We start from the raw sequence: 25,126 nt of genomic DNA, 5'->3' as shown, positions 1-25,126 counted from the left end.
AACAGGAGTAAGGTCTATGAAGAAGCTTTTCCTTTCTACCGCACTTGCAACCTTGATGGCCCTGCCGGCACTTGCTCCGGCGCAGGAGCCGAAGCAGGGTGGCAACATGGTCGTGACCTACAAGGACGATGTCGCGACGCTCGACCCGGCGATCGGCTATGATTGGCAGAACTGGTCGATGATCAAGTCCGTGTTCGACGGCCTCATGGATTATGAGCCGGGCACGACGAAGCTGCGTCCGGGGCTCGCGGAAAGCCACGAGATTTCCGAAGACGGCCTCACCTACACGTTCAAGCTGCGCCCGGGCGTCAAATTCCACAATGGCCGCGAACTGGTCGCCGATGACGTGGTCTACTCCATCAACCGCGTCGTCAATCCCGCCACGCAATCGCCGGGCCAGGGCTTCTTCTCCATGATCGAGGGCTATGACGAGGCCGCCGAGGGCAAGACCGACGCCGTTTCCGGCGTTTCCGCTCCCGACGATAGCACGGTCGTCTTCAAGCTGTCGCGCCCGGACGCGACCTTCCTGCACATCATGGCGCTGAACTTCTCGTTCATCGTTCCAAAGGAAGCCGTCGAGGAGGCTGGCGCCGATTTCGGCAAGAAGCCTGTGGGCACCGGAGCTTTCAAGCTCGCTGAATGGACACTCGGCCAGCGCCTCGTGTTCGAAAAGAATCCGGACTACTGGATTTCCGGCGTTCCTTATCTCGACAGCTTCACCGTGGAAGTTGGCCAGGAGCCCGTTGTGGCACTTCTGCGCGCGCAGAATGGCGAAGTCGACGTTCCAGGCGATGGCATTCCGCCGGCGAAGTTCGTGGAAGTCATGAAGGATGAGGCACAGGCGAGTCTGGTTGTCGAAGGGGGGCAGTTGCATACCGGCTATATCACCATGAACGTTACCCAGCCGCCTTTCGACAAGGTCGAGGTGCGCCGTGCCGTCAACATGGCGATCAATAAGGACCGCATCGTCCAGGTCATCAACGGTCGCGCCGTTCCGGCAACCCAGCCGCTTCCGCCATCCATGCCGGGCTACACGGCAGGCTACGAAGGTTACGAGTTCGACCGGGAAGGGGCTAAGAAGTTGCTTGCCGACGCAGGTTACGCGGACGGCTTCGACACTGAACTCTTCGTCATGAACACCGATCCGAACCCGCGTATTGCACAAGCGATCCAGCAGGACCTGAAGGCAATCGGCATCAACGCGTCGATCAAATCGCTGGCCCAGGCCAATGTAATCGAAGCCGGCGGCGCAGGCACGGCACCCATGATCTGGTCCGGCGGCATGGCATGGATTGCCGACTTCCCGGATCCGGCAAACTTCTACGGTCCAATCCTCGGCTGCAGCGGCGCCGTGGAAGGCGGCTGGAACTGGGCAAAGTACTGCAATCCGGAGCTCGACAAGCTTGCTGCTGAGGCAGACTCCATCGTCGATCCCGCGAAGGTGGACGAGCGTCTCGCCAAATGGTCCGACATCTACATGAAGGTGATGGAAGACGCGCCCTGGGCGCCCGTGTTCAACGAGCAGCGCTTCACCATGAAGTCCCCGCGCATGGGTGGCGACGACGCGCTCTACGTCGATCCGGTCTCGATCCCGGTCAACTACGACTACGTCTTCATCAAGGAGTAAGGCACATCATGTGCAAGCACTGCAACCACACGATCCACGCCCATCAGCACCATTTCGGCTGGGACAACGCGTTTGCCCCTGCCCTGACGGCTGCACCAGGCGAAACGATCCTGTTCCAGTGCCTTGACAGTTCTGGGGGCCAACTTGGTCCCCAGTCCACCGTCGAGGACGTGAAGGCGCTGGATTTCGCCAAGATCAACCCGGTATCCGGTCCGATCTATGTCGATGGTGCAAAGCCAGGGGACGTTCTCAAAGTCACCATCGAGAGCTTCACGCCGCAGCTTCGCGACGGCGCGGGCTTTGGCTGGACCGCCAACATTCCAGGCTTCGGCCTGCTCGCTGACCAGTTCACCGAACCGGCTCTCAACGTCTGGAAGTTCGACGCGTCGAGCATGGAGCCCGCGCTGTTCGGCAAGAATGGTCGCGTGCCGCTAAAGCCGTTTGCCGGCACCATCGGCAATGCATTGGCCGAGAAAGGCCACCATACGGTCGTCCCGCCGCGCCGGGTCGGCGGCAACCTCGACATCCGCGATCTAGCCGCCGGCACGACGCTCTACCTGCCGGTCGAGGTCGACGGCGCGCTGTTCTCGGTCGGAGACACGCATGCCGCCCAGGGTGACGGCGAGGTCTGTGGTACCGCAGTCGAAAGCCCCTTCGACGTCGTGCTCACGCTCGACCTCATCAAGGACCAGCCGCTGAAGACGCCTCGCTTCACGACGCCTGGCCCGGTCACGCGCCATCTCGACGCCAAGGGCTACGAGGTCACAACCGGCATCGGCCCAGATCTTTGGGCTGCGGCCAAGGACGCTGTCGCCAATATGATTGATCTTCTTACGGCAACGCAGAAGATGGATCCGGTGGATGCGTACATGCTCGTCTCCACCTGTGGCGATCTTCGCATCTCCGAAATTGTCGACATGCCCAATGTCGTGGTGAGCTTCTACTTCCCGAGGGCCGTCTTCGAATGACCGCAGCCATGCTTTCTCCCGTCGTCGATACGGCAACCGACGTGGTCCTGTCGGTACGCGACCTGCAGGTCTCTGCACGGTCGGACCAGGGGCTGGTTCCGCTGGTGGAAGGGTTGAGCTTCGATCTTCATCCGGGCGAGACCCTGGCGATTGCGGGAGAAAGTGGCTCGGGCAAGTCAATTACCTCACTTGCCTGCATGGGGCTTTTACCGGCACCCGCCGTTCGTGTGACCGGTGGGTCCATCCGTTTTGGTGACACCGAACTCACCAACCTGCCTGAAAAGAAGATGCAAGAGATACGCGGTGCGCGCATAGCGATGATCTTCCAGGAGCCGATGACTGCGCTCAATCCGGTTATGAGCATAGGCCGTCAGCTTGTGGAGGCCATCCGGGCACATGAGCCGCTGTCGATCTCGCAGGCGCGAGCGCGGGCGCTGGAAGCGGTGAAGGCCGTTCGCCTGTCGCAGCCGGAGAAGCGGCTCGAGCAGTATCCGCACGAACTATCGGGCGGCATGCGCCAGCGCGTGATGATCGCCATGGCGATCGCTTTGCGGCCGGCCGTCCTCATTGCCGACGAGCCGACAACCGCGTTGGACGTGACAGTGCAGCGCGAGGTGCTAGACCTCCTGCGAGACCTGCAGAAGGAACTGGGTACTGCCGTCATCCTGATCACCCATGACATGGGCGTCGTTGCCGAGATGGCAGACCGCGTCATCGTCATGCGCAAGGGCAAGATGGTGGAGGCGGCGTCGACAGTCGACCTCTTCGACGCACCTCAGGAGGAGTATACGCGCGACCTGCTGGCTGCCGTACCACGCATCGGCGCAGGTGCATCGCGGCCGGAACCCGCCGCGCGAGAAGTTCTCGTTCGATACGACGACGTGTCGGTCAACTTTCCGATCCGGCAGGGGCTGCTGGGCCGTGTAGCGGCCCGCGTCCATGCTGTCGAACACGTTTCCCTCGACATCTTCCGCGGCGAAACGCTTTCCCTGGTGGGCGAATCTGGTTGCGGCAAATCGACCATGGCGAGAGCGCTGGTTGGCCTGGCACCTCACACCGGACGCATCGAGATCAACGGCAAGGTAATGGCCGACCTCGACAACAAGGGACGCAAGGCGGTCCGTCGCGATCTCCAGATCGTATTCCAGGATCCGATGGCAGCACTCGACGCGCGCATGACCGTCGGCGAACTCATCCGAGAACCCCTAGTGATCCACGGCATCGGCACGGCGGCAGAACAGAAGGCGCGCGTGCGTGAACTCCTGGAGCGGGTCGAGATGTCGGCAAGTGTCTACAACCGCTATCCGCATCAGTTTTCCGGCGGCCAGCGCCAGCGCATCTGCATTGCTCGCGCTCTTGCCTTGAAGCCCAAGCTCATCATCTGCGACGAGAGCGTTGCAGCCCTCGACGTATCGATCCAGGCCAAGGTGCTGGACCTTCTGCGCGACCTGCAGAAGGAGAGCGGGGTAACTTATCTCTTCATCAGCCACGACATGGCGGTCGTTGAAAACATCTCCGACCGGGTGGCCGTGATGTATCTCGGCCAGATCGTCGAGATGGGAACGCGCGCACAACTCTTCGACAACCCACAACATCCGTACACGCGGCGCCTTCTGGAGGCAGTGCCTGTGCCGGACCCCCGCCGACCGCGGAAACCTAACCTGCGGCTATCGGGCGAGATTCCGAGCCCTATGTGGAAGGTTGGCGAAGCGCCGGAAAAGGCACGGCTGATCGATATAGGAAAGGGCCACCTCGTCGCGCAGTGAGTTTTAGCAAGGCGCAATTCGAGGCGGTGGCGTCTTAAAGGGCCAGTCGCAACATCTTGATCATGAGCTGAAGGAGATTGTCGTTGCCGTTGCGGCGGTCACCCCGTGGCACTTCTGTGGGAAACACGCTGGATCAGGTGACAGGAACACAGGATGCAGATATCGACAATCCGCCAAAGGATAGGGGAGCCCTCAGTTGCGCCCTGTCAACCGAGGCCTTCCTTCCGCATTCGACCCGGTCTCGTATCGGGCTTGGGCACCGCGGATCAAGTGATAAGAGACGGGTACAAGCGAAATGGGCGGTTACTTCCCGCGTTGGCGGCTTAAGACGCAAGGCCAGGTCCTGCCGGACGAGCGGCTTCCAGCAGCACAAACGGCGGTGCTCGGGCTTCAACACGTGGTGGCCATGTTCGGATCCACCGTACTTGCACCTATCTTGATGGGTTTCGATCCGAACGTCTCCATCCTGTTCTCAGGGATTTCGACGCTGATCTTCTTCGTCGCAGTAGGCGGCCGCGTCCCTAGTTATCTCGGCTCCTCCTTCGCCTTCATCGGTCCGGTACTCGCTGCTACGGCGGCGACGGCTGGTGCACCGAACCCCGATATCGGTCTTGCTCTGGGAGGCATCATAGCTGCAGGTGCGCTGTACGCCCTGATCGGTCTCGTGGTGATGGCTGCCGGCCATGGCTGGATCGAGCGGCTGATGCCGCCTGTTCTGACGGGTGCGATCGTCGCGGCAATCGGCTTGGTCTTGGCCCCTATCGCCATTGCCAGCGCCTCGGGCGTGGGTGCAGACAACCCTGAAGGCGACCAGATCTCGCGATGGATCGCGATCCTTACCTTCGTCGCCGTAGGCCTCGTTGCCGTATATGCTCCCGGCATGGCACGCCGCTTGCCAATCCTCATCGGCGGTGCCTTTGCGTATCTCGCCTACACGGGCCTTGCCAACGGCTTCAATCTCGGCCAGCCGGTGGATTTCTCCGGCGTCAGCGCCGCTCCTTGGTTTGGCTTTCCAAGCTTCACCGCGCCCGCCTTTTCGGTCTCGGCGATAACACTGATCGCCCCGGTCGTGGTTATCCTTGTTGCGGAAAACCTCGGACACATCAAGGCGATCGGTGCGATGACCGGCAGGAACCTTGATCCCTACCTGGGTCGAGCCTTCCTCGGCGATGGCTTGGCAACCATGGTCTCCGGTGCTTTTGGCGGTACAGGTATGACCACGTATGCGGAAAACATGGGCGTGATGGCGGTAACCCGCATCTTCTCCACACTCATCTTCCTGGTTGCAGCGGTGGTCGCCATAATCCTTGGCTTCTCGCCAAAATTCGGCGCCCTGATACAAACCATTCCCGGGCCGGTTATCGGCGGTCTTTCTATCGTGGTCTTCGGGCTCATTGCGGCAACTGCGGGCCGCATCTGGGTCGAAAACAAGGTGGACTTCGCCGAGCCGCGAAACCTCATCACGGTTGGCGTGGCCCTGGTTCTTGGCGCGGGGAACTTCAAGCTCGCCGTGGCAGGCTTCACTCTCGATGGGATCGGCACCGCCACGATCGGGGCGATCATCCTCTACCATATGCTCGGCTGGACGACTCAAAGAAACTAAGTGACTAAGCTTGCGTTGCGGCAGCGAAAGGGCTTCTTCTTTGGGCGCATCTTCTTGTCTTCGCCGATACTTCAGCTTGTCCAGGTTTTGCTCACCAAGGTTTAACTGCGTCCGTTAGCAGTATCCTCGCTCTTCTCGTGCAAAAGCGAAGCCTACACGGCATGTGAGGATCCATGATCGGGCCAAGCGGCAGCTCCATTGGGGAAGCAAGCTCCAAACCCGAAGGTGTGCACGGGAAGACTGCACCCTTCGAAAACGCTATTCGCGTGGCCGCTGCCGCCACCGTTCTGTTGGTCGGCGCCTCATTGATTTTCATGATCGCAACCGGCGGCTAGATCAGTTTGCGTCGTTCCGTTGCGGGTCGGCCGGAACGAAAGCAAGGGGATCGCGTTCGGGACGGCACGGACAACTGGAATGCTTTCATGAACACTCCCGACTTGACCAAGAGCGACCACGTTGCGACGTGGGCCGACCCGGTCAGTGTTTCCGACAAGAACACCTCGTTAACGACGATCTCCGACTCCCAAGAAGCCTACCGGTTCCTGATGAACCGGTGGCCCGGCATCAAGGGTCCGGCATTTGCAAGGGCAAGACGTGCCTCCATGGCCGCGCTTTCGGGGAAAGGTAGCGGCGAAGAAGCCCGCTCCTGCTTCATCGCTGCCTGTCTCGCATCAGATTGCCTTATCCGCGCCGAGCCTTGATGCCTAGATTGGCTGCCGTTTCTTCGAACGGGAGCCACCTCCTCCGGCTGGTTTCCGCATTGGCTTGAAGCATAACCCTTCCACCCCGCGGCGTCAGCGCGGATGGGCATCTGCCGCTGCGCTGGCAAGAACCGGCCTGCGGATTTGCTAGTGCAGTTGCGGACCTTGCGAGCGTGAAAGACTTGCAGCGACAAGACTGATGCCCTGCTGCAGCAGCAGCTCAGCCGACCGCAGATCTCCGGTTGCCAGCTCCGCGGCACTCCCGCGAATGGCGAGGGCGAGGTTGTAAGAGTTGAGCGCGGACTGTTGATCGCCGTGTACCCTCGCTTCTTTGGAAGTTCCCTCCAAAGCAGAAGCGACAAAGTCGATGAGTTCACGCCGTTCTATGACGGTCATCTCCGCCAAGGTCTTTGCTGCTTCCATGAAGGTGTCTCCTTGCTGGCTCGCGTTTCAAGGCAAGCGACAGATTGGCTATGTTCCTGCTGGTGAATGCGAAGGCGAAGCCTCCATAAGCATAATGTAATATAGTCTGTTGCTTGAACAAGGAGCACCTCTCACTTCCTTGAGCGCCGGGATTATTTTGGATCAGCGCAAGAGGCGAGGTCTCTCCTGTCCGTTAAGACGGACTGATGACATTCTTCGTTAAACCTGAAGACGCGGAAGAGGTTCCGGCGCACACGCCGCGCCTGACGGTACGCGTCTAAGGAACCTGTTCTGTCTCCCTTTTCGAGAGAGCGGCAACCGAAGAAAGGGACGGCACCACATCACCTGCCGCTCTCTCCTGGGCGAGAACTACGGCAGATCTTCCTCATCCTCGGGCTCAAGAAGTGCGGCGAGTTCCGCAACACGACCCGCCGGCAGTGGTCGCCCGTCGTTTAAAAGAGCTTCGTTATTGTTGACCCAGGCCCAGGCTTCGGAGAGCTCCTTATGACTCGCGCCGGTTGCCGCAATCTCTGCTGCTAGGGTGTCTCCGACAGGCCCCAAGACGTCTCTAATCTCATCTCTCGTGATCGTCATGACTGCCTCCTTAAGCGACTAGAAGACATCCGTTCATATAAGTATGCGAGGGTGCGCTTCCACCCTTGAGATTGATTTCCGGCAATCTACCGACGCGCTAACGCTGCCTACCGACGCGCTAACGCTGCGAAGCGGCTCCGTCCCTCGTCGCTAACGCTGAGCAATCTCTCGATGGGTAGCTGCCTCGCCGGTCGCGGACATTAGTTCACCCAGTCGAGATACCGCCTCCGCAAGCGTCTGCCTGTCCTGATGGGAGAGCTTTGAGAAGCGCTCGAGGAAGAGCTCGCCCATCGGCTCCGGCGCCTGCTCCATGAGCACGCGTCCCTCCTCCGTCAATCGCGTGTGGACGATCCGGCGATCGCTCCCGGACCGGTACCTCTGGATCAAGCCCCGCTCCTCAAGATTGTCGAGAATCGTCACAATGGTTGCGGCACTGATGTCAGCATAGATCGAGAGGGCCCCGGAGGTAACTTCTCCGAGTTCGGCGACACCTTTCATGACAACGAGCTGAGCCGCGGTCAAACCGCACCGCTTGGCCAGCGCCCGCGACTGCAGATCATGTGCTCGGACAATGCGTCGGACGGCTTTCTCGATCATCCGCCTCTGCGAAACCTGAAACTTTTCGCCGCCGTTTCCGTTTTCGCCGATGCTCATAGTCTTGACCTAGATGATTTGATTTCTAATTATCAGATCTATAACAGTTTAGCCGACAATCAATAGAAAAAGGATCAAGCGGAACCGTGTGTGGAATTTGTGGTGAAATACGCTTTGACGGCGCCCAGCCTTCTCCTCTTGTACAAGCGCGGATGATGGAGGTGATTGCGCCGCGCGGGCCGGATGGTTCCGGATTGGTGATCCATGGAAATGCGGCACTTGGCCACCGGCGGCTTTCCATCATCGACCTGTCGGAGAAGGCCCGCCAGCCAATGGTGGACCCCGAGCTTGGCCTGAGCATTGCCTTTAACGGCTGCATCTACAATTACCCGGAGCTTCGCAAGGATCTTGAAGCGAAAGGCTACCGCTTCTTCTCGCATGGGGACACCGAGGTCATCCTCAAGGCTTGGCATGCCTGGGGGACCGAGTGCGTGAAGCGATTTCACGGCATGTTTGCCTTCGTCATCCATGAGCGTGACACCGGCCGGATGATCATGGCCCGCGACCGCTTCGGCATCAAACCGCTCTACTTCTCCCGCACCGGCGATTCCATGCGTTTCGCGTCGTTCCTGCCCGCGCTGCTGAAGAGCGGCGATATCGACACGTCGATCAACAAGACCGCACTCCATCACTACATGACCTTCCACGCGGTGGTGCCGCCGCCGCATACAATGGTCAATGGTGTCAAGAAACTGCCCCCGGCGACAATTCGTGTCATCGATCGCGACGGACGGGAAGAGGACACCGTATACTGGCAGCCGCCCTACCAGCGAGACCCATCCATGAGTGGCCTTTCTTCGCAGGATTGGCGGGACCTCGTGCTCGGGGCCCTGCGAACCGCAGTGCGCCGCCGCATGGTCGCGGACGTCCCGGTCGGCGTGCTGCTGTCAGGTGGCGTCGACTCAAGCTTGATCGTCGGACTGCTCGCCGAGATGGGCCAGAAGGACCTGATGACCTTCTCCGTCGGCTTTGAGGCTGCCAATGGCGAAAAGGGGGACGAGTTTGTGTACTCGGACCTTGTCGCCAAGCACTTTGGCACGGATCACCATCAAATCTTCGTGCCTTCCGAACGCTTGATGGGGGCTCTCCCCGGCGTTTTTGCAGCCATGTCGGAGCCTATGGTCTCCTATGACAATGCTGGCTTCTACCTGCTTTCGCAGGAAGTCTCGAAGCACATCCGCGTCGTTCAGTCAGGTCAGGGTGCAGACGAAGTGTTTGGGGGGTATCACTGGTATCCGCCCCTGGCCAATTCCAATGACGTGGCGGCAGACTATGCGAAGGTCTTCTTTGACCGCTCCCACGAGAAGCTCGGGCGGCATCTCAACCCGGAGTGGCTGGCCGAAACGGACGTGAGCTTCGAGTTCGTCTCCAACCATCTTCGTGCACCCGGTGCCGATACGCCGGTCGATGCGGCATTGCGTCTCGACAGCCAAGTCATGCTCGTCGACGATCCGGTCAAACGAGTGGACAATATGACCATGGCCTGGGGTCTGGAAGCTCGCGTTCCTTTCCTGGACCACGAACTTGTTGAGCTGGCAGCAAAGATTCCGCCCGAGGAAAAGCTGCGCGAAGGCGGCAAGGGCGTCCTGAAGGACGCTGCTCGGCTGGTTGTCCCGTCGGAGGTCATCGACAGGAAGAAGGGGTACTTCCCTGTTCCACAGCTGAAGTATGTCGATGGACCTTATCTCGATATGGTCCGGGACGCGCTTCAGTCGCAAGCGGCGCGCGAACGGGGGCTCTTTCGCCAGGATTACCTCGAGCAGTTGTTCGAAAGCCCCTCCGATCACATCACGCCACTCAGGGGCTCCGAACTGTGGCAGGTCGGCCTTCTTGAAATGTGGATGCAGACCCACGGGGTATGAACACCATGGCAAAGACCATAGGCGAGGACAAGGGACGCTTCCGATCCGCCAAATCCGTGGCGCACCGACTGCGGCAGCGGGTCGACTACTCAAGTCACGGCCACCAAGGGGGGCCCGAAAGAGCCATTCCTGAGGAAGCAGCGCAGGTAGACTGCGGATGGGGTCGGCTCCTGTTCGCGCAGACCTTCAAGGATCCCACCCAGTTGATCTCCGCGCTGCGTCAGGAGGCTCCCGAACATCGTGACATTGCGATCTATGTCGGCGATCCGCATGTTGTGCTCGCCACAGCACCCCAAGAGCTATTTCTTGATCCGTCACATACGTTTCGCCTCGATTTGGCGACCTATCGCAGCAGCCGCAAGCAGCCACGCGGCTTCTTCATACGTCGCCTCTCATCCGAAGCCGATGCGGAGGCCGTCAATCGCATCTACGCGGCACGCAATATGGTCCCTGTCCGCCCGGATTTCTTTTGGTCAAATCGCGACAATCGTTCAATCACCTATCTTGTGGCGGAGGACGAGAACACGGGGGAAATCGTAGGCACCGTCACTGGAATCGATCACCGGCGGGCCTTCAACGATCCTGAACAGGGATCCTCCCTTTGGTGCCTCGCGGTTGATCCACAGGCGCGCCATCCGGGCATAGGAGAGGCGCTTGTTCGGCGACTGGCGGAACACTTCAAGGCGCGTGGCGCTGCCTGCATGGACCTTTCCGTTCTGCACGATAACGATCAGGCTATTCGCCTCTACGAGAAGCTGCACTTCCGTCGCATCCAGGCCTTCGCGATCAAGCGTAAAAACTCGATCAACGAGCGGCTTTATGCGCGACCTCTAGAGGCTTACGACGTGCTCAACCCCTATGCGCGCCTTATTGTCGACGAGGCACGCCGGCGTGGCGTTCATGTGGAGATCACCGATGCCGAAGGCGGCTTCTTTCGGCTATCGCAAGGGGGACGCTCCGTCCACTGCCGCGAAAGCCTCTCCGAGCTCACCTCGGGCGTGGCCATGTCCATCTGCGACGACAAGGCTGTGACACGACGCGTCGTTGAGGGAGCCGGCCTGGTTGTGCCGGAGCAGATGACGGCGACAGATGATGATGCCAAACTCGCCCAGTTCCTGGAGAAGCACGGGCGGGTGGTGGTAAAGCCCGCACGTGGCGAACAGGGACGCGGCGTGGCAGTTGGCCTTGACGAATTCGACGCTGTGAAACGTGCAATCAGTACCGCCCGCGAAGTTTGCGACCGCGTCCTTATCGAGGCCTGCTTCGAAGGCGAGGATCTGCGCCTTGTGGTGATCGACTTCAAGCTGGTTGCCGCAGCCGTACGCAGGCCGCCTTACGTCACAGGCGACGGTCGCCAAACCATTCGCAGCCTCATCGAGGCGCAGTCCCGGCGCCGTGCCGCTGCAACCGGCGGGGAAAGCCGCATTCCCATGGACGCCGAGACGGAGCGATGCCTGCGATTGAATGACCTGACGCTGGATTCGGTTCTGGAGGCAGGCCGTGAGGTGGTGGTCCGGAAGGCGGCGAATCTCCATACGGGCGGCTCGATTCATGATGTGACGGAGATCGCCCACCCCAGGCTTGTCGAGGCAGCAGTAAAGGCTGCTCGAGCAATCAATATTCCTGTTGTGGGTATCGACTTCATGGTTCGCAGCCCGACGGATCCTGACTATGTCTTCATTGAAGCAAATGAGCGGCCGGGGCTTGCCAATCATGAGCCGCAGCCGACGGCGGAACGGTTCCTTGACCTTCTCTTTCCCTTGTCCGGCCATCGCGCCGCAAGCCTCGCTTTGGGGAAAATGTAATCCATGACCATCGATATCGACGAGACCTATCTCCTCGAACAGCTGAAAGCGCTTCTCTCAATAGCCAGTCCCACCGGCTACACTGACGAGATCGTTCATCACTGCTCGCGAGAACTTGAGCGGTTGGGGCTGCGCCCGGAACTGACCCGTCGGGGTGCGATACGAGCCATCCGCCAGGGTAGCCGGCGCCGCGGAGCGCGCGCGATGGTGACCCATCTGGATACGCTGGGCGCACAGGTGAAATACATCAAAGACAACGGTCGCCTTGAACTGGTCCCTATCGGTCACTGGTCCGCCCGATTTGCGGAAGGCGCGCGGGTTACTATTTTCAGCAGCAGAGGAAGCTTTCGAGGTACTATTCTGCCTTTGAAGGCGTCAGGCCACACCTTCAATGACGAGGTGGATACGCTTCCTGTAGGCTGGCGATACCTGGAGTTGCGGATCGACGCGGTCACTCAGTCAAAAGAGCAGACGCTTAATCTCGGCATCGACATCGGCGATATTGTCGCAATCGACCCATCACCGGAATTCCTCGACAACGGGTTTATCAATTCCCGCCACCTGGATGACAAGGCCGGAGTAGCGATCGCGCTTGCAGCCATTGAAGCTTTGGAGCGGGCGGGAGCGAGCACTCCGGTTGACACGCATTGGCTTTTCACGATTGCCGAGGAAGTCGGCGTGGGTGCATCTTCTGTCATCACGGGCGACGTGGCGTCCATGTTGACCATAGACAACGGCACCACAGCCCCTGGCCAAAACTCGTCCGAATTCGGCGTCACGATTGCGATGGCGGATCAATCGGGGCCCTTCGACTATCACCTGACGAAGAAGCTGGTGGACCTTTGCAAGGCCGAGCAGATACCCTTCCAGAAGGATGTGTTCCGGTACTACCGCTCGGATTCGGCCTCGGCAATCGAAGCCGGCCATGACGTTCGCACCTCTCTTGTCACCTTTGGCGTCGACGCATCCCACGGATATGAGCGCATTCACACAAACGCGCTCGTATCCGTCGCGAAGCTAGTGGGAGCCTTTGCAGTCAGCCCCGTGGAGATCAAACGAGATCTGCAGGCACTCTCAGGGCTCGAGGGCTTCACCCATCAGCCTACCGAGCTGGCGGACCAGCCGGCACCCGGTCCAGCTGCTGTAGAGACTGTCTCCCGTACCGTCAGCGATTGACCGCTAGCGGTTCCTGCTTCGAGTGATCGGGTTTCGGTCTCTCGGCCGCAACTCCCTGTACGATTTGCCGGAACAGCGAACTTTCAGCCATCTCCTCTACTGGCAGGCGGAGCTTCCGGCGCCAATTGGGGTAAGCATCGGAAGTTCCCGGTACGTTCGTTGGCTGATCCTCACCCACCAGGTCTGCAAGCCGCACGGCGACCATGAGACTTGGGGTTCTTGCCAGAAGGCGGTGCATGGCAATGATCACCTCCTGCGAGATCTCGCATTGGGTGTCATCGGAGGTCGCGGCTACATCTTCCGGATCTGACAAACCCGCCGTCTGCAGGCCCGCCAGAAGGCTCTCGCGGCGCTTCGCCCGCTCCCTCCTCGCCTCCACCGCGGCGCCCTGCTCCGTCAGTCCAAATTTAAGCGCGAGATCGATGTCGTCGCCGCGCCACCAGCCGATCAAAGGCGGCAGATCGTGCGTCGACAGGCAGGCCAGCGAAAGGCGTGTGATGCCGCTTACATCGAAACCCTCAGGAGCAGCCTCTTCGAAGTAGAGGACGCGGTAACCGAGGATCTGCGCCTCTTCCATGACCTCGCGGAAGCCGTCTGGCACGTTGCCAAGGTCCTCGCCAATGACAATGCTGCGACGGGCATGACTGACGGAAGCCAAAGCGGCAACCATGTCCGCGAATGGATAGCGGAGGTATCCGCCCACAGCTGGCGTCTCTCCTTCCGGCAAAAGAAAGAGCTGCCAAATTCCCATGGCGTGGTCGATTCTTAGGGCGCCTGCAAAGCGCATGGATGCGTCGATGAGATCCCTGTACGGGCGCATCTTCCGAGCCTGGAGCGCCATAGGGGAAAGAGCGACAAGTCCCCAGTCCTGGCCGCTGGTGCTGAAGACGTCGGGGGGGGCACCAACGCGCAGACCGGGCAAAGCCAGATCGGGCGTGCCCCATGTCGAAGATCCGTCCGGCGCTTCTCCAACAGCGAGGTCGAAGTAGAGGCCGACGCGCATTCCCAAGCGCCTAGCTTCTTCTGTAACCTCTGCAAGCTGCTTGGCGGCGAGCCACTGCAACCAGGTATGAAACTCGACCTCCCCCGCATGCATTTCGGCAAAATGGCGGACAGCAGGGCTGTCCCATTCCCGGAATTCGGAAGGCCACTGCGACCAGCCGCTGCCATGGCCGAGATCCGTCAGATGGAGCGAAAGAGCCTCGAAGAGAGCGTGCCGTCTGAGATCGTCGCCTCTATCGTTCTTGAAGTTCTCGTACTCGATCGCGTCCCTATTCGGCTCCCTGGCATTCCAGATCCGTCGCAACACGTTGAGCTTGAGACGCGTTACGCCTCGATAATCTACAACCTCTTGCTCACGAAGCCTCTCCAGTTCCTGGGGATCGGGCCAGGCCGCTTCGAAACCATCAACCTCATCGACAGCGATATAAAGCGGACTCAGAAAGATGCGGCTGGACGGGGAGTAGGGACTGCAACGTTCCGGCTCTCCAAGGAAGAGCGCGTGCAGAGGGCTCAGCCCGATAAAATCGGCTCCCGCAGATGCCGCAATCCCGCACGTCTGTCTGAGGTCCGCAAAATCTCCGATCCCCCAGTTACGGCGGGAGCGAAGCTCGTATAGCTGCAAAGAGATTCCCCAGATCGGTCCTTCAGACAGGAACTCCGGCAAGTAGCAGGAGGTTTGCCCATTGAGCTTGAGCTGAGGTGGCTTGAGCTTCTCTACTTCGGCACCCATTGCATCAAGATCATCTGGAACGTCCAAAGCGTCGAGGATCCGGCGCCGCGTCGCTTTCGGCACCGCTCTCACCTCGCCCTGAAGATCCTCATAGTCTGGAGGAATGCCGTAGGCTGAGGCCAATCGATCAAAATCCGCACTCGGCACGTCTGCCGAACTCTTCTTGCTCATTGAAACTGCCGCCCTTGATAAATCTCCTCTTGAACCTCCGCCGCTGACGAAGGTTCCGATCCGGATCATGAACCTCTTAGAAGAGGAACAATTTCCCTGTCACGCTGTTGGCGCAGAGCAAGGAGATGCAACCATGACGGAACAATCCAAACCTCAGACGACAACTGGCGGCGCCTTGGACCTGCGAGACGTTCAACGGCCGCATCTGACGGAAAGGGAGCCCAAGGAGGACCACGAAAGAAAGCGGGACAAGGAGCAAAAAGACAGCAACTGAGATCGCCGCAGCGACCGCCGCGAAATCGCTGGAGCCGAGCGGCTGTCGGGAGGGCTTGCTTCTAGGAGATCACCATGACGAACCAACTGGCGCTCTCGGACGCCGATCTCGCTCCGCTTGTCGATTGTGACGACGGAACCAAGGCTTTCGCAGACGACCTTTCATACCGCAAATTATCCATCGCAAACGTTGTCTTCTACGGCCAACCGGGTCGAGAAGGGTGGGTCCTGATCGACACGGGTCTGCCCACGTCCAAGAGCACCATTCAGCAGTGCGCGGAGCGACGGTTCGCAGACAAGCGTCCTGCCGCCATTGTGATGACCCACGCGCATTTTGACCACGCCGGCTCGGTGGAGGAGCTTTCCCGGCATTGGGACGTACCGGTATACGCGCATCCGCTGGAAGCGCCGTACTTGAACGGTGAAGCGGCCTATCCGCCGGCTGATCCATGGGTCGGAGGTGGTGCCATGTCATTGCTGTCTCCGCTGTATCCGCGGTCTCCTGTCAATGTTGGCGCGCGACTGAAAAGCCTGCCCGAAGACGGAAGCCTGCCCTTCATGCCAAACTGGAAATGGCTTCATACTCCCGGCCACACACCCGGACACATATCGCTATGGCGCGACAGCGATCGCACCTTGATCGCGGGCGACGCTGTGATCACGACAGGTCAAGAGTCCGCCTATGAAGTCATGATGCAGAAGCCGGAAATCCACGGCCCTCCGCGTTATCTTACACCGGACTGGGAGCTGTCCGAGGATTCTGCCGAACTGCTGTCGAGGCTCGACCCGGACATCCTCATCTCCGGACATGGTCGACCAGTCAAGGGAGCGGCCATGGCGGCCAAGCTTCGCGAACTTGCGGCGAATTTCCGCGAGATCGCTGTGCCGGAAGGGGCCCGCTACGACCTCGATCGGGCCTTTCCAGGAAAGAGCGGCAATAATGCGTATCGATAAGTGCCTGACGGCGAAGCAACTTAGGGAGGTCATCAGATGCTCGAAGAGAAAATAGAAGACGCGATCCGTGCGGAACTCAAAAGGCAGGCAGCTCAGGATCAGGGAAAGCTGACAGTGAGTGAAGGTGATGCTCTGGAGGTACGCGGCAAGATCGATATCGTCGCACTTGCCGCCGCTGTCGCTGGCGCGGTCGCGGGAGGTCCTTGATGGGCAGGAAAGACAGAAGTGACTTAGAACGGCAGCAGGAGATGGAACGTGAGGGCGCTGTCGGCTCCGGCAAGCCAAAAGGGGCGTTCGAGCAAGAAGAAGACAATCTGGCCAATGCTTCTCGCGAGACGCGCATCAACTACAGCAAGAAGACTGAGCGATGAGCGGCGTCTCCTGATTGGTCACTGGTCGATCGCGTGTGGCGGTGCTTGGCCCGGCTCTTCCTCAATAACTGTTTGCTGGAATGGTCGCCACACGACCATCAGGAGCGCCAGCACGACGATGATGAGAGCAATCACGAGGATGCGCATGTTCATCTAAACCTTTCCTAGCTGCATTGCGAACACGGAGAGGCTAGATATGTTCCTGTTCGTCCTCACGTCTCCGGGGGAAGGTTCGGCCATTGACGAAGGCGGTTAAGCCCGGCTTCCAATAGCGCCGTCGCGGCCTCCTCGGTCTGCGCCTCTACATAGCACCTCATTTCCGGGGCATTACCCGATGGCCTCAGATGGATGATGCGCCCGCCCTTCAAGGTGACACGAAGGCCATCCAGATCATCTCTATTCTCCACCTCGCCGATCGGCGCCAGAAATCGGGGGAGCGCCTGATGATCTGTGCGAAGAGAAGCCATGAGCTTTTCACTGGTCTCGACGGGAAAGTTCTCCAGCCGGTCGGATGCGGCAACCGGAAGATCGAAGGAACTTACCACAGCAGATAACGGCATGCGCCTTTCGCGCGCATAGGAGAGAAGGCTCAAGATCGGCAGAAAGCAATCGCGCGTCGGCAGCGTCTTTAGCAAGGTGCCATTGATCATAAAATCGCTGCCGAGAAGGACTCCCCCGTTTGCTTCAAAGCCGACGACGCGCTTCTTTCCGGCGGCAACCGCTTCGTTCATACCAGCGATGACATAAGGTGATCCGACGCGCGTCCGCCTTACATCAAATCGCCCGGCAGCCTCGATGCCTGAATTTGAGGTAACCGGGGTGACCACCACGTCTGCGTCAAGGACGTGGGCTGTGATGAGGCCAATTATGTCTCCGCGTATCGGAGCTCCTGTTTCGTCAGCAACCAGGGGGCGGTCGCCATCGCCGTCTGCGGAGACGATAGCATCTAGTGCATAATCCGCGGCCCAAGCTCTGAGCTTCTTCCGCGTGTCGTCACCGACCGCTTCCGTGTCGACCGGGATGAAGGTGTCTGAGCGTCCGAAGGACAAGACTTCAGCGCCATAATGAGCAAGGACTTCCACCAACAGATCGCGGGCAACAGTACTATGTTGGTAGACCCCGACCCTGAAGCCACTCAGCGCATTCACAGGCAGGAGCATCTTGTTCCGCTCCAGGAAACGGCCGGTGCACAGTTCGTCCGTCATTCCAACAGCGGTCGTGGCTCGGGTCTCTTCCTTATCATCGATAGAGGCCACAAGTGCGCTGATCGCGGCCTCGTCGTCCTTGTCGATCTCGCCATCTGGCCGATAGAACTTGATCCCGTTACGATCGGCGGGAATGTGCGAACCCGTGACCATGAGCGATGCGGATTGGGTTTCGAGCCCATGCAAAGCTAACGCTGGCGTTGGGACGGTACCACAGTCCACCACGTCGAAAGACAGATCTCTCAGGGCGTTCGCGCAACGGAACGAAATCTCAGGACTGGAGTCCCTGAAGTCGCGGCCGAGAAGAACCGTGGCGCCGGGCTTTGCTTTACCGCTTTCCAGAAGGTATCGCCCGAAGGCAGCGGCATAGCGATAGGATGCCGGACCTTTGAGGTCTGAAGACAATCCCCTCAGGCCACTTGTTCCAAATTTCATGTCACCACCAGTCCTGAAGCATTGGAGTGGAAGCCTTAAGGCCCTCGCCCAGCAAATCAAGATGGCAATCCGGCCTCCGTCGAGCTGGAATGTGTTGCCGGCACGATTTTTCCGTTGCACCGCAGCACCGTCCTCGGCATGTTCGCCCCGGCAACAACGAGATTGGAAAGACCAGAGATGATAGCGGATGCGATCGTTCTTGGCGCCGGCATCATCGGCGTCTCCACAGCACTTCAGCTTGCGCGACGGGGCAAGTCGGTGGTGCTGGTCGATCGCCGCGGCCCCGGCGAAGAGACGTCATACGGAAATGCCGGACTTATCCAGCGCGAAGGCGTCGTTCCTTATGGCTTTCCGCAGCAATTCGGCATGATATTCCGCTACGCGCTGAACAACCGGATCGATGCGCACTACCATTGGCGAGCCATTCCTCGGGTAACCTCCTTCCTTGCCAAATACTGGTGGAACTCGAACCTGAGCCGGCACCAGATGATTGCCAGGGCTTACGCTCCTCTGATCGAACACTCGATTTCCACGCACAACGAGTTGATCGAAGAAGCCGGCGCGCAAGACCTGATCGTCAAGCAGGGGTGGACGGAGGTTTTCCGCACCTCCGCCAAACGCGACGGCGAGTTGAAGGAGGCGTTCCGCCTGAGGGAAGAATACGGGGTAAGCTTCCGCGAACTTACGCCCGTGGACATCGCCGAACAGGAACCGAGCCTCAGCCGGGACTTTGTCGGTGGCTTGAAATGGGAAGACCCATGGTCTGTGCGCGATCCCTATGCGCTGACAATGGCCTATCTCCGCTTGTTCGAGAAGCTTGGTGGACGCTTCCTCAGAGGCGACGCAAAACGCCTCTCGCAGACGGCAAGCGGCTGGCGCATCGTGGCGGGTGAAGGCATTGTGGACGCGAAGGACGTCGTCGTCGCCCTTGGACCGTGGTCGGATACGGTGACGAAACCGCTCGGCTATCGCTTCCTCGTCGGCGTCAAGCGCGGCTACCACATGCACTACGGCACTGAAGGTGGCGCCAAGCTGAACGGTTGGACGATGGATGCGGAACGCGGCTACTTCCTTGCCCCGATGAAACAGGGAATCCGGTTGACCACGGGTGCAGAGTTTGCTCTGCGGGATGCGCCGAAGACGCCGGTCCAACTGGATCGCGCCGAGGATGTCGCCCGCACCGTCTTCCCCCTTGGCCAGAGATTGGACAGCGACCCCTGGATGGGCGCCCGACCCTGCACTCCTGACATGATGCCTGTGATTGGGAAGGCTCCGCGCCACAAGGGCTTGTGGTTTGGTTTTGGACACGCCCATCACGGGCTGACACTTGGTCCGGTGACGGGGCAGGTTCTTGCCGAGGCAATCGTAGGCGAGACACCGCTCATCGACATCTCCGCCTACCGACCGGAGCGTTTCGGGGCCTGACTGGCCATTGGCAGCGATTGCGGATATTGTCCGGAAAGGGAATGAACGGCCTGATCGAGGCCAGTGTGAATATGGTTCGATATCTGATCTACAACCCCAGAACGATTGATCGCTAGCAGAGCCGCGCACGGCTCGGGTGCTCCTTGCGCCGACGGATGAACAATTTCTGGTGTTTTATGAGTGATATCGGTTCCGCACAGGTCTTCTTTGAAAGCAACCCCGACGTCGAGGTCCTGGAGGCCTTCGTCATTGATGTGAACGGAGTCCCGCGAGGCAAATGGATCCCGCGCGAACGAGCGCTGGACGTCTTGGCGAACGGAATGGCCATGCCGCGCTCCGTCTATGCCCTCGACGTGTGGGGCCGCGACGTGACGGCGGCGGGTCTCGCTGAAGGCACCGGCGATCCGGATGGACTTTGCTTCCCTGTTCCTGGCACGCTTTCGCGGGTCACCTGGCTGAACCGCCCGACCGCTCAGGTCCTCCTGGGCATGCGAGACCCCGACGGCAGCGGCTTTTATGGCGATCCACGCCAAGTGCTGGCGAACGTGTTGAAAGGGTTCAAGCGGCTCGGACTGACTCCGGTGGTGGCGACGGAACTGGAGTTCTATCTGATTGATCCGGTCCGCTCAGCCCTTGACCCGGTGCGCCCGCCGAATTCTCGCGATGGGCGATGGCACACCGGACAGACGCAGGTGCTCTCCGTCTCCGAACTTCAGGATTTTGAGGATGTCTTCCACGGCATCGCCTCGGCAGCGCGCGCGCAGGGCATTCCCGCTGACACCACTCTGCGAGAAAACGGGCCTGGGCAATACGAGATCAACCTCAACCATGTCCCGGATGCCTTGAAGGCGGCGGACTACGCCGTCCTGTTGAAGCGCATCGTCAAGGGCGTGGCGCGAGCCAACGGCCTTGACGCCACATTCATGGCGAAGCCCTATGGCAGTCAGGCCGGCAATGGGATGCACGTACATTTCTCCCTGCTCGACGACAGCGGTACCAACGTCTACGCCGGTGCCGACGGTCCGACCGAACAACTGTTCCATTCGGTAGGGGGCCTGTTGGAGAACATGGGGGAGAGCATGGCGATCTTTGCTCCGCACGCAAATTCCTACCGCCGCCTGCGACCGAGCGAACACGCACCGACCTACGCCTCCTGGGGCTTCGACAACCGCTCCGCCGCCGTGCGTGTCATCACGGCGAGCAAACCCGCGACGCGAATCGAACATCGCGTGGCCGGGGCAGACACCAACCCCTATCTCGTTCTTGCGATGATCCTAAGCGCCGCTCTGGCCGGGATCCGCGAGAAACGCAATCCAGGTGGAGCGATCACGGGAGACGAGCACGCAGTCAGCCACGAGCCGCTGCCGACGAACTGGGATTATGCGGTGCAGCAGTTCGGAAAATCCACCTTTGCCTACGCCACATTGGGTCCGAAGTACCGCGCGCTCTATACGGCCTGCAAACAGCAAGAGATCCAGGAATTCTCCCTTCGCGTCACCGATGTCGAGTACGACGCCTACATCAGGACAGTGTGACATGACCTACAAGATCAGCGGCAACCCCAGACATGCCAACTCCTGGTATGCGGCGACAGCGAACGACAAGTCGGTCCGTCCACAGCTCGCGGACGAGGTCGACGCGGACGTATGCATCGTCGGCGCCGGGTTCACCGGCATCTCAGCCGCATTGGAACTCTGCGAGCGGGGCTATTCAGTGGTCGTGCTGGAAGCGGAGCGGATCGGCTTCGGCGCGTCCGGCCGCAATGGTGGCCAGATCGTCAATGGCTACAGCCGTGATCTTGAGACCATTGCCGCGCGCTACGGCCAGGACAAGGCCAGGAGGCTGGGCGAGATGTCGCTCGAAGGTGGCGAGATTATCCGCGAACGCGTGGCCCGCTATGGCATCGGCTGCGACCTCGTGCACGGTGGTTTCTTCGCCGCATTCACCGAGAAGCAGCTTCGCCAGATGGAGGCGCACAAGGCTCACTGGGAGAAGCACGGGCACACCGGCCTGGAGATGGTGACCAGGGAAGAGGTGGGGTACTATGTCAGGACCGACCGCTATGCCGGCGGCATGATCGACCGGCTCGGGGGGCATATCCATCCCCTCAATCTCGTTCTCGGAGAGGCTGCTGCCGTAGAGCGGCAGGGCGGGCGGATATTCGAACAATCGCGGGTAACGCAGGTCGAGCCGGGAGAACGGTCTTTGGTGCGGACGCAGCAGGGTGCGGTACGTGCCAACTACGTCCTCATCTGCGGCAATGCCTATGTTTCTCCCCTTCTGCCCGAGATCCACGGCCGCATGATGCCGGTCTCAAGCCAGGTGATGGCAACCGAGCCGCTGGACCCGGGTCTGGCGGAGAGCCTTCTCCCGGCGAACTACTGCGTCGAGGATGCAAACTACATCCTGGATTACTATCGTCGTACCTCTGACAATCGTCTGCTTTACGGTGGCGGTATCGGCTATGGCGGGCATGACCCCAAGGACCTGACAAGCGTCATCCGTCCAAACATGCTGAAGACCTTCCCTCAACTCAAGAGCGTGCGGATCGACTACGCTTGGAGCGGCAATTTCGCGCTGACGCTGACACGGATCCCCCATGTCGGCCGCATGAGCGACAAGGTCTACTTTTCCCATGGGGACAGCGGCCACGGGGTCACCACCACCCATCTGCTTGGGAAGATCCTCGGCGAGGCGGTGGCCGGGCACGCAGAGCGGTTCGACATCTGGGCTTCGCTGCCAAACCTCCCCTTCCCCGGCGGACGAAGCTTCCGCGTCCCGCTTACGGCGCTCGGGGCCTGGTGGTACGGATTGCGGGATCGGCTTGGACTATGAGTGCAGCAGGGACATCGCTTAGTCAGGAGCACCAATGAAGTGTCGGAACTGAACGTTTGCGGTGACCTTGAAGTCGTGGATAACCCAGGCTTCCTCGTCGCCGCCCACCAGGAGGGCAAGGCGGACGGCCCCCGCCGCCAGGTGGAACGTCAACAGTACCGTGCGCGTAAACTCTTCGCGCAGTTTCTCAGGCACAAGGAAATAAGTCGCGCCAGCGAAGATGCGGCTATGTACTCGCGACTGCTCTAGATCGAGCTCTGCCAAGCTCTTGTCTGCCTGCGCAGCATTCAGAAGATCCTGGATAGCTGGCGTGTTTTTTACCTTCAGATAATAGCCATCGATCAACATATCGATCGCGGCGAAAGCATCGTCAGCGCTTTTCACCCCGGCCATTCCGGCCTCGATCATGTTTTTCACCTCGTCGGCATAACGCTCATACAGCGTCGCGACGATTGCGGTTTTGTTCGGAAAATATTGGTAGACCGATGCAATCGGACCGCCCGACAAAGCGGCGATCTCCTTCATGGTGACTGCGTCGATTCCCTTCCTGCCGATCAAGTCCATGGAGACTTTGAGGATCTCGTCGATTCGTTCTCGACTGCGTTCCTGCTTGGGAACCCGCCGAAGCTGACCCCGCGTGGCAGACTCATTCAAATCGGGCATCAACTTTCCTCAAGCACATCAACAAACAGCCGCAGCCTCACGCCTTGAGGGTGTGTTGTGGACCGGCGCCCGCTACATCCTCCCGAAGAGAGCTTGCTCAACATCTTCGTAATTAAGAAGGTACTATCGAATGCCGGTAGTTAATTCCTGCTTTACATAGGCTGCATCTTCAGTCCTTCGTAAGCTGCCTCGACGATTTTCTCCAAGTCAGCATCTATATCGACTGTAACGACGCCCTCCTCCCCTTCCGGAGTTTCCAGCGTCGCCAGTTGCGTCTGGAGAAGGGCAAGCGGCATGAAGTGGCCGGTCCTCTCTCCCATCCGGATTTCAAGCAGCGCCGGCGTTCCCTTCAGGAAGACGAAACGGAGTTTCCCCTCGGCAGCCTTTCGCAGGCGGTCACGGTAAACTCGCTTCAGAGCCGAACAGGAGAGAACAAGGCTCGCTCCCTTTTCGATGGAGGCGGCGAGCTCTTGCCCGACAAGATCCAGCCAAGGCCACCGGTCATCGTCGATGAGCGGGATGCCTTTCGCCATCTTCTCCACGTTTGAAGCCGGATGAAGCCGATCTCCTTCGACGAATTCGCATCCCAGCTTTGCCGCCAGGCGCTCTCCGACAGAGGATTTCCCTGCACCGCTTACGCCCATCACGATGACGGCGGTTGGATGTTCGTTGGACATGGCTTTCCTACCTCTAATGCCTGACCTGCCTGCTAGCGCATCTTCAGCTCTCTCCACAAGAGCATGCCGGGATGATCTAGGCGTGCGGCTAACTTGTCCGCAGATCCTTTCTCAATGCCCAGGGCATCAGCGCCGACAGGATGAGAAGTCGCAGCACATGGTGAGCGCCGACATAGGTAGGCTGTGCATTTAGCATCACGGCCATTGCAGCCATCGTTTCAAGTCCTCCTGGCGCAAAGGCGATGAGAGCTGCGTCCACAGGGACGGCCGCGAGCCAGGAGACGAAGGCTGCGATGAGAGCAGCGAGGACGACCACGAGAACCGTTACAACGGCCCCGGCCAAGAAGGCAGTTCGCATCGCTTTTACGGAAGCACCGGAGAACCGCGACCCGATCATGCCGCCAAGGACGATATAGGTAGGAACCATGATCCATGCAGGCACCTCACCAACCACGAACCCGGACAGATGCGTGGTTCCGGAGGCAACCATACCACCCACCAGAAGAGCAGCCGGAACCCGCCACCTCTGGAAGAGGATGCCAAGCAGTATCGCGGCTGCGAATGAAAGCAGCAACGGCAGCAGTTCCATCGAGCGACCCGGTGAAGACGCCTCGGTTCCCACCAGACCAAGCTGATCGACCAGCAGTGGAACGGTCAGCGTCAAAGCGAGAACCCGCACGCTCTGGATCACGCCCACCGCGAGCAGGTCGCTTCGGGTATCTGCGGCGAGGCTGAGCACGAAGCTCAGATGTCCGGGCGAGGCGGCGAGCAAAGCGGTGGTGCGGTCATAGCCGAAGATCCGCTCCAGCACCCACGTCGCGGAGTAAAGCAGGATCACGACCGTGACCGGTACGAGCATGAAGCTCACCGGCCACGTACGGGCAGCAACGATGACTTCTGGAGTGAGCCCGCTTCCCATCGACATCCCGATAACGACGAAGCTTGCATTGCGCACAAGTGTAGGAATACCTAGCCGCAGGCCCAGGAGTCCCCCCAGGGTGACGGCGCCTGCCGGTCCGACGAGGAAAGGAGCGGGAAACGCCGCAAGATAGGCAAGGATCGCGCCGGCTGAGGCGATCGTCATCGTCAGGATAAAGGTCCGAATTTCCGGAAAGGGCATGCGGGGGCCTGTGGCGGCATAAGGGCGGCTAGAGGATGCACGCTCCTTCTTTATATTGCCTCCGAGGCTGGTCAACCTCGGAGCCC

The 25,126-nt window shown here is 59.9% G+C and carries 25 protein-coding genes; 16 read left to right on the top strand and 9 right to left on the bottom strand.

The annotated features are described in order from the left end of the window. Positions 1–16: 16 nt before the first annotated feature. From LXM96_RS12235 to LXM96_RS12210, 6 genes are all read left to right on the top strand, one after another. Positions 17–1,627 (top strand): ABC transporter substrate-binding protein, encoded by a 1,611-nt coding sequence (locus LXM96_RS12235; protein WP_239998782.1) that lies wholly within the window; start codon positions 17–19, stop codon positions 1,625–1,627. Between the two features lie 8 nt (positions 1,628–1,635). Further along, on the top strand, positions 1,636–2,595 hold the full coding sequence (locus LXM96_RS12230; RefSeq protein ID WP_239998780.1) for an acetamidase/formamidase family protein: 960 nt from the start codon (positions 1,636–1,638) through the stop codon (positions 2,593–2,595). Then, the gene (locus LXM96_RS12225) at positions 2,592–4,361 is read left to right on the top strand and encodes an ABC transporter ATP-binding protein (RefSeq protein WP_239998778.1); all 1,770 of its coding nucleotides are present in this window, start codon (positions 2,592–2,594) and stop codon (positions 4,359–4,361) included. Before LXM96_RS12230 ends, LXM96_RS12225 begins: the two co-directional genes overlap by 4 nt. Positions 4,362–4,656: 295 nt before the next feature. Then, positions 4,657–5,964, top strand: coding sequence for a solute carrier family 23 protein (locus tag LXM96_RS12220; RefSeq protein WP_239998777.1), 1,308 nt, complete (start codon positions 4,657–4,659; stop codon positions 5,962–5,964). Between the two features lie 173 nt (positions 5,965–6,137). Further along, positions 6,138–6,299, top strand: coding sequence for a hypothetical protein (locus tag LXM96_RS12215; RefSeq protein WP_239998775.1), 162 nt, complete (start codon positions 6,138–6,140; stop codon positions 6,297–6,299). Positions 6,300–6,386: 87 nt separating this feature from the next. Continuing rightward, positions 6,387–6,665, top strand: a complete 279-nt coding sequence (locus LXM96_RS12210) for a DUF982 domain-containing protein (RefSeq protein WP_239998773.1) — start codon at positions 6,387–6,389, stop codon at positions 6,663–6,665. Between the two features lie 147 nt (positions 6,666–6,812). Here LXM96_RS12210 and LXM96_RS12205 read toward each other — a convergent pair whose 3' ends face one another. From LXM96_RS12205 to LXM96_RS12195, 3 genes are all read right to left on the bottom strand, one after another. Beyond that, on the bottom strand, positions 6,813–7,088 hold the full coding sequence (locus LXM96_RS12205) for a hypothetical protein (RefSeq protein WP_239998771.1): 276 nt from the start codon (positions 7,086–7,088) through the stop codon (positions 6,813–6,815). Positions 7,089–7,457: 369 nt separating this feature from the next. After that, positions 7,458–7,682: a hypothetical protein gene (locus tag LXM96_RS12200; protein WP_239998770.1), complete on the bottom strand. Its 225-nt coding sequence runs from the start codon at positions 7,680–7,682 to the stop codon at positions 7,458–7,460. 150 nt (positions 7,683–7,832) lie between these two features. After that, positions 7,833–8,336: a MarR family winged helix-turn-helix transcriptional regulator gene (locus LXM96_RS12195; RefSeq protein ID WP_239998769.1), complete on the bottom strand. Its 504-nt coding sequence runs from the start codon at positions 8,334–8,336 to the stop codon at positions 7,833–7,835. A gap of 86 nt (positions 8,337–8,422) precedes the next feature. Here LXM96_RS12195 and LXM96_RS12190 point away from each other — a divergent pair, with 86 nt between their 5' ends. From LXM96_RS12190 to LXM96_RS12180, 3 genes are read left to right on the top strand one after another with little or no spacing between them, the layout of a single operon-like run. Continuing rightward, the gene (locus LXM96_RS12190; RefSeq protein WP_239998768.1) at positions 8,423–10,198 is read left to right on the top strand and encodes an N-acetylglutaminylglutamine amidotransferase; all 1,776 of its coding nucleotides are present in this window, start codon (positions 8,423–8,425) and stop codon (positions 10,196–10,198) included. Positions 10,199–10,203: 5 nt separating this feature from the next. Continuing rightward, a complete protein-coding gene (gene ngg, locus LXM96_RS12185; RefSeq protein ID WP_239998767.1) occupies positions 10,204–12,003 on the top strand; it encodes an N-acetylglutaminylglutamine synthetase in 1,800 nt (599 codons plus the stop codon). Between the two features lie 3 nt (positions 12,004–12,006). Next, positions 12,007–13,179, top strand: coding sequence for an osmoprotectant NAGGN system M42 family peptidase (locus LXM96_RS12180; protein ID WP_239998766.1), 1,173 nt, complete (start codon positions 12,007–12,009; stop codon positions 13,177–13,179). Here the strand turns inward: LXM96_RS12180 and malQ are convergent. Further along, positions 13,169–15,082, bottom strand: coding sequence for a 4-alpha-glucanotransferase (gene malQ / locus LXM96_RS12175; RefSeq protein WP_239998765.1), 1,914 nt, complete (start codon positions 15,080–15,082; stop codon positions 13,169–13,171). The two genes, LXM96_RS12180 and malQ, sit on opposite strands and share 11 nt — an antisense overlap. Here malQ and LXM96_RS12170 point away from each other — a divergent pair. The 4 genes from LXM96_RS12170 (at position 15,075) to LXM96_RS12155 (ending at position 16,680) form a co-directional block, all read left to right on the top strand. Then, on the top strand, positions 15,075–15,356 hold the full coding sequence (locus LXM96_RS12170) for a hypothetical protein (RefSeq protein WP_239998764.1): 282 nt from the start codon (positions 15,075–15,077) through the stop codon (positions 15,354–15,356). The genes malQ and LXM96_RS12170 overlap by 8 nt on opposite strands. A gap of 74 nt (positions 15,357–15,430) precedes the next feature. Then, complete coding sequence (locus LXM96_RS12165; protein WP_239998763.1) at positions 15,431–16,309, top strand: MBL fold metallo-hydrolase; 879 nt, start codon at positions 15,431–15,433, stop codon at positions 16,307–16,309. 36 nt (positions 16,310–16,345) lie between these two features. After that, entirely contained in the window at positions 16,346–16,516 is a 171-nt protein-coding gene (locus LXM96_RS12160; RefSeq protein ID WP_239998761.1) for a hypothetical protein, read from the top strand. Further along, on the top strand, positions 16,516–16,680 hold the full coding sequence (locus LXM96_RS12155; RefSeq protein WP_239998760.1) for a hypothetical protein: 165 nt from the start codon (positions 16,516–16,518) through the stop codon (positions 16,678–16,680). The genes LXM96_RS12160 and LXM96_RS12155 overlap by 1 nt, the downstream gene beginning before the upstream one ends. An 18-nt stretch (positions 16,681–16,698) precedes the next feature. Here LXM96_RS12155 and LXM96_RS21605 read toward each other — a convergent pair whose 3' ends face one another. Next, positions 16,699–16,833, bottom strand: a complete 135-nt coding sequence (locus LXM96_RS21605) for a hypothetical protein (protein WP_262913619.1) — start codon at positions 16,831–16,833, stop codon at positions 16,699–16,701. Positions 16,834–16,892: 59 nt separating this feature from the next. Beyond that, on the bottom strand, positions 16,893–18,320 hold the full coding sequence (locus tag LXM96_RS12150) for a phosphomannomutase (protein ID WP_239998759.1): 1,428 nt from the start codon (positions 18,318–18,320) through the stop codon (positions 16,893–16,895). Positions 18,321–18,497: 177 nt separating this feature from the next. Here LXM96_RS12150 and LXM96_RS12145 point away from each other — a divergent pair, with 177 nt between their 5' ends. The 3 genes from LXM96_RS12145 to LXM96_RS12135 all read left to right on the top strand — a co-directional run bounded on the left by LXM96_RS12145 (position 18,498) and on the right by LXM96_RS12135 (position 22,580). Then, entirely contained in the window at positions 18,498–19,745 is a 1,248-nt protein-coding gene (locus tag LXM96_RS12145) for an NAD(P)/FAD-dependent oxidoreductase (RefSeq protein ID WP_239998758.1), read from the top strand. Positions 19,746–19,921: 176 nt separating this feature from the next. Next, positions 19,922–21,280 carry a glutamine synthetase family protein gene (locus LXM96_RS12140; protein WP_239998757.1) on the top strand — a complete coding sequence of 453 codons (1,359 nt, stop codon included), beginning with the start codon at positions 19,922–19,924 and terminating at the stop codon, positions 21,278–21,280. Between the two features lies 1 nt (position 21,281). Beyond that, complete coding sequence (locus LXM96_RS12135; RefSeq protein WP_239998756.1) at positions 21,282–22,580, top strand: NAD(P)/FAD-dependent oxidoreductase; 1,299 nt, start codon at positions 21,282–21,284, stop codon at positions 22,578–22,580. Positions 22,581–22,598: 18 nt separating this feature from the next. Here LXM96_RS12135 and LXM96_RS12130 read toward each other — a convergent pair whose 3' ends face one another. From LXM96_RS12130 to LXM96_RS12120, 3 genes are all read right to left on the bottom strand, one after another. Continuing rightward, positions 22,599–23,243, bottom strand: coding sequence for a TetR/AcrR family transcriptional regulator (locus tag LXM96_RS12130; protein ID WP_239998755.1), 645 nt, complete (start codon positions 23,241–23,243; stop codon positions 22,599–22,601). Between the two features lie 152 nt (positions 23,244–23,395). Continuing rightward, positions 23,396–23,920, bottom strand: a complete 525-nt coding sequence (locus LXM96_RS12125; RefSeq protein WP_239998754.1) for a gluconokinase — start codon at positions 23,918–23,920, stop codon at positions 23,396–23,398. Positions 23,921–24,008: 88 nt separating this feature from the next. Next, positions 24,009–25,040: an AbrB family transcriptional regulator gene (locus LXM96_RS12120; protein ID WP_239998753.1), complete on the bottom strand. Its 1,032-nt coding sequence runs from the start codon at positions 25,038–25,040 to the stop codon at positions 24,009–24,011. Positions 25,041–25,126 lie beyond the last annotated feature (86 nt).

The sequence above is a fragment of the Rhizobium halophilum genome (assembly GCF_021648825.1).
Classification (GTDB): Bacteria; Pseudomonadota; Alphaproteobacteria; order Rhizobiales; family Rhizobiaceae; genus Neorhizobium; species Neorhizobium halophilum.
This window is presented reverse-complemented; position numbering and strand designations above follow the sequence as displayed.

Bases quoted from the DNA above. Each gene is read 5' to 3' on its own strand.
- LXM96_RS12180 (WP_239998766.1), top strand. From the start codon at position 12,007: ATGACCATCGATATCGACGAGACCTATCTCCTCGAACAGCTGAAAGCG.
- LXM96_RS12230 (WP_239998780.1), top strand. From the start codon at position 1,636: ATGTGCAAGCACTGCAACCACACGATCCACGCCCATCAGCACCATTTC.
- LXM96_RS12215 (WP_239998775.1), top strand. From the start codon at position 6,138: ATGATCGGGCCAAGCGGCAGCTCCATTGGGGAAGCAAGCTCCAAACCC.
- LXM96_RS12150 (WP_239998759.1), bottom strand. From the start codon at position 18,320: ATGAAATTTGGAACAAGTGGCCTGAGGGGATTGTCTTCAGACCTCAAA.
- LXM96_RS12140 (WP_239998757.1), top strand. From the start codon at position 19,922: ATGAGTGATATCGGTTCCGCACAGGTCTTCTTTGAAAGCAACCCCGAC.
- LXM96_RS12220 (WP_239998777.1), top strand. From the start codon at position 4,657: ATGGGCGGTTACTTCCCGCGTTGGCGGCTTAAGACGCAAGGCCAGGTC.
- LXM96_RS12145 (WP_239998758.1), top strand. From the start codon at position 18,498: ATGATAGCGGATGCGATCGTTCTTGGCGCCGGCATCATCGGCGTCTCC.
- LXM96_RS12200 (WP_239998770.1), bottom strand. From the start codon at position 7,682: ATGACGATCACGAGAGATGAGATTAGAGACGTCTTGGGGCCTGTCGGA.
- ngg (WP_239998767.1), top strand. From the start codon at position 10,204: ATGGCAAAGACCATAGGCGAGGACAAGGGACGCTTCCGATCCGCCAAA.
- LXM96_RS12160 (WP_239998761.1), top strand. From the start codon at position 16,346: ATGCTCGAAGAGAAAATAGAAGACGCGATCCGTGCGGAACTCAAAAGG.
- LXM96_RS12205 (WP_239998771.1), bottom strand. From the start codon at position 7,088: ATGGAAGCAGCAAAGACCTTGGCGGAGATGACCGTCATAGAACGGCGT.
- LXM96_RS12125 (WP_239998754.1), bottom strand. From the start codon at position 23,920: ATGTCCAACGAACATCCAACCGCCGTCATCGTGATGGGCGTAAGCGGT.
- malQ (WP_239998765.1), bottom strand. From the start codon at position 15,082: ATGAGCAAGAAGAGTTCGGCAGACGTGCCGAGTGCGGATTTTGATCGA.
- LXM96_RS12165 (WP_239998763.1), top strand. From the start codon at position 15,431: ATGACGAACCAACTGGCGCTCTCGGACGCCGATCTCGCTCCGCTTGTC.
- LXM96_RS12195 (WP_239998769.1), bottom strand. From the start codon at position 8,336: ATGAGCATCGGCGAAAACGGAAACGGCGGCGAAAAGTTTCAGGTTTCG.
- LXM96_RS12155 (WP_239998760.1), top strand. From the start codon at position 16,516: ATGGGCAGGAAAGACAGAAGTGACTTAGAACGGCAGCAGGAGATGGAA.
- LXM96_RS12130 (WP_239998755.1), bottom strand. From the start codon at position 23,243: ATGCCCGATTTGAATGAGTCTGCCACGCGGGGTCAGCTTCGGCGGGTT.
- LXM96_RS21605 (WP_262913619.1), bottom strand. From the start codon at position 16,833: ATGAACATGCGCATCCTCGTGATTGCTCTCATCATCGTCGTGCTGGCG.
- LXM96_RS12235 (WP_239998782.1), top strand. From the start codon at position 17: ATGAAGAAGCTTTTCCTTTCTACCGCACTTGCAACCTTGATGGCCCTG.
- LXM96_RS12225 (WP_239998778.1), top strand. From the start codon at position 2,592: ATGACCGCAGCCATGCTTTCTCCCGTCGTCGATACGGCAACCGACGTG.
- LXM96_RS12120 (WP_239998753.1), bottom strand. From the start codon at position 25,040: ATGCCCTTTCCGGAAATTCGGACCTTTATCCTGACGATGACGATCGCC.
- LXM96_RS12210 (WP_239998773.1), top strand. From the start codon at position 6,387: ATGAACACTCCCGACTTGACCAAGAGCGACCACGTTGCGACGTGGGCC.
- LXM96_RS12135 (WP_239998756.1), top strand. From the start codon at position 21,282: ATGACCTACAAGATCAGCGGCAACCCCAGACATGCCAACTCCTGGTAT.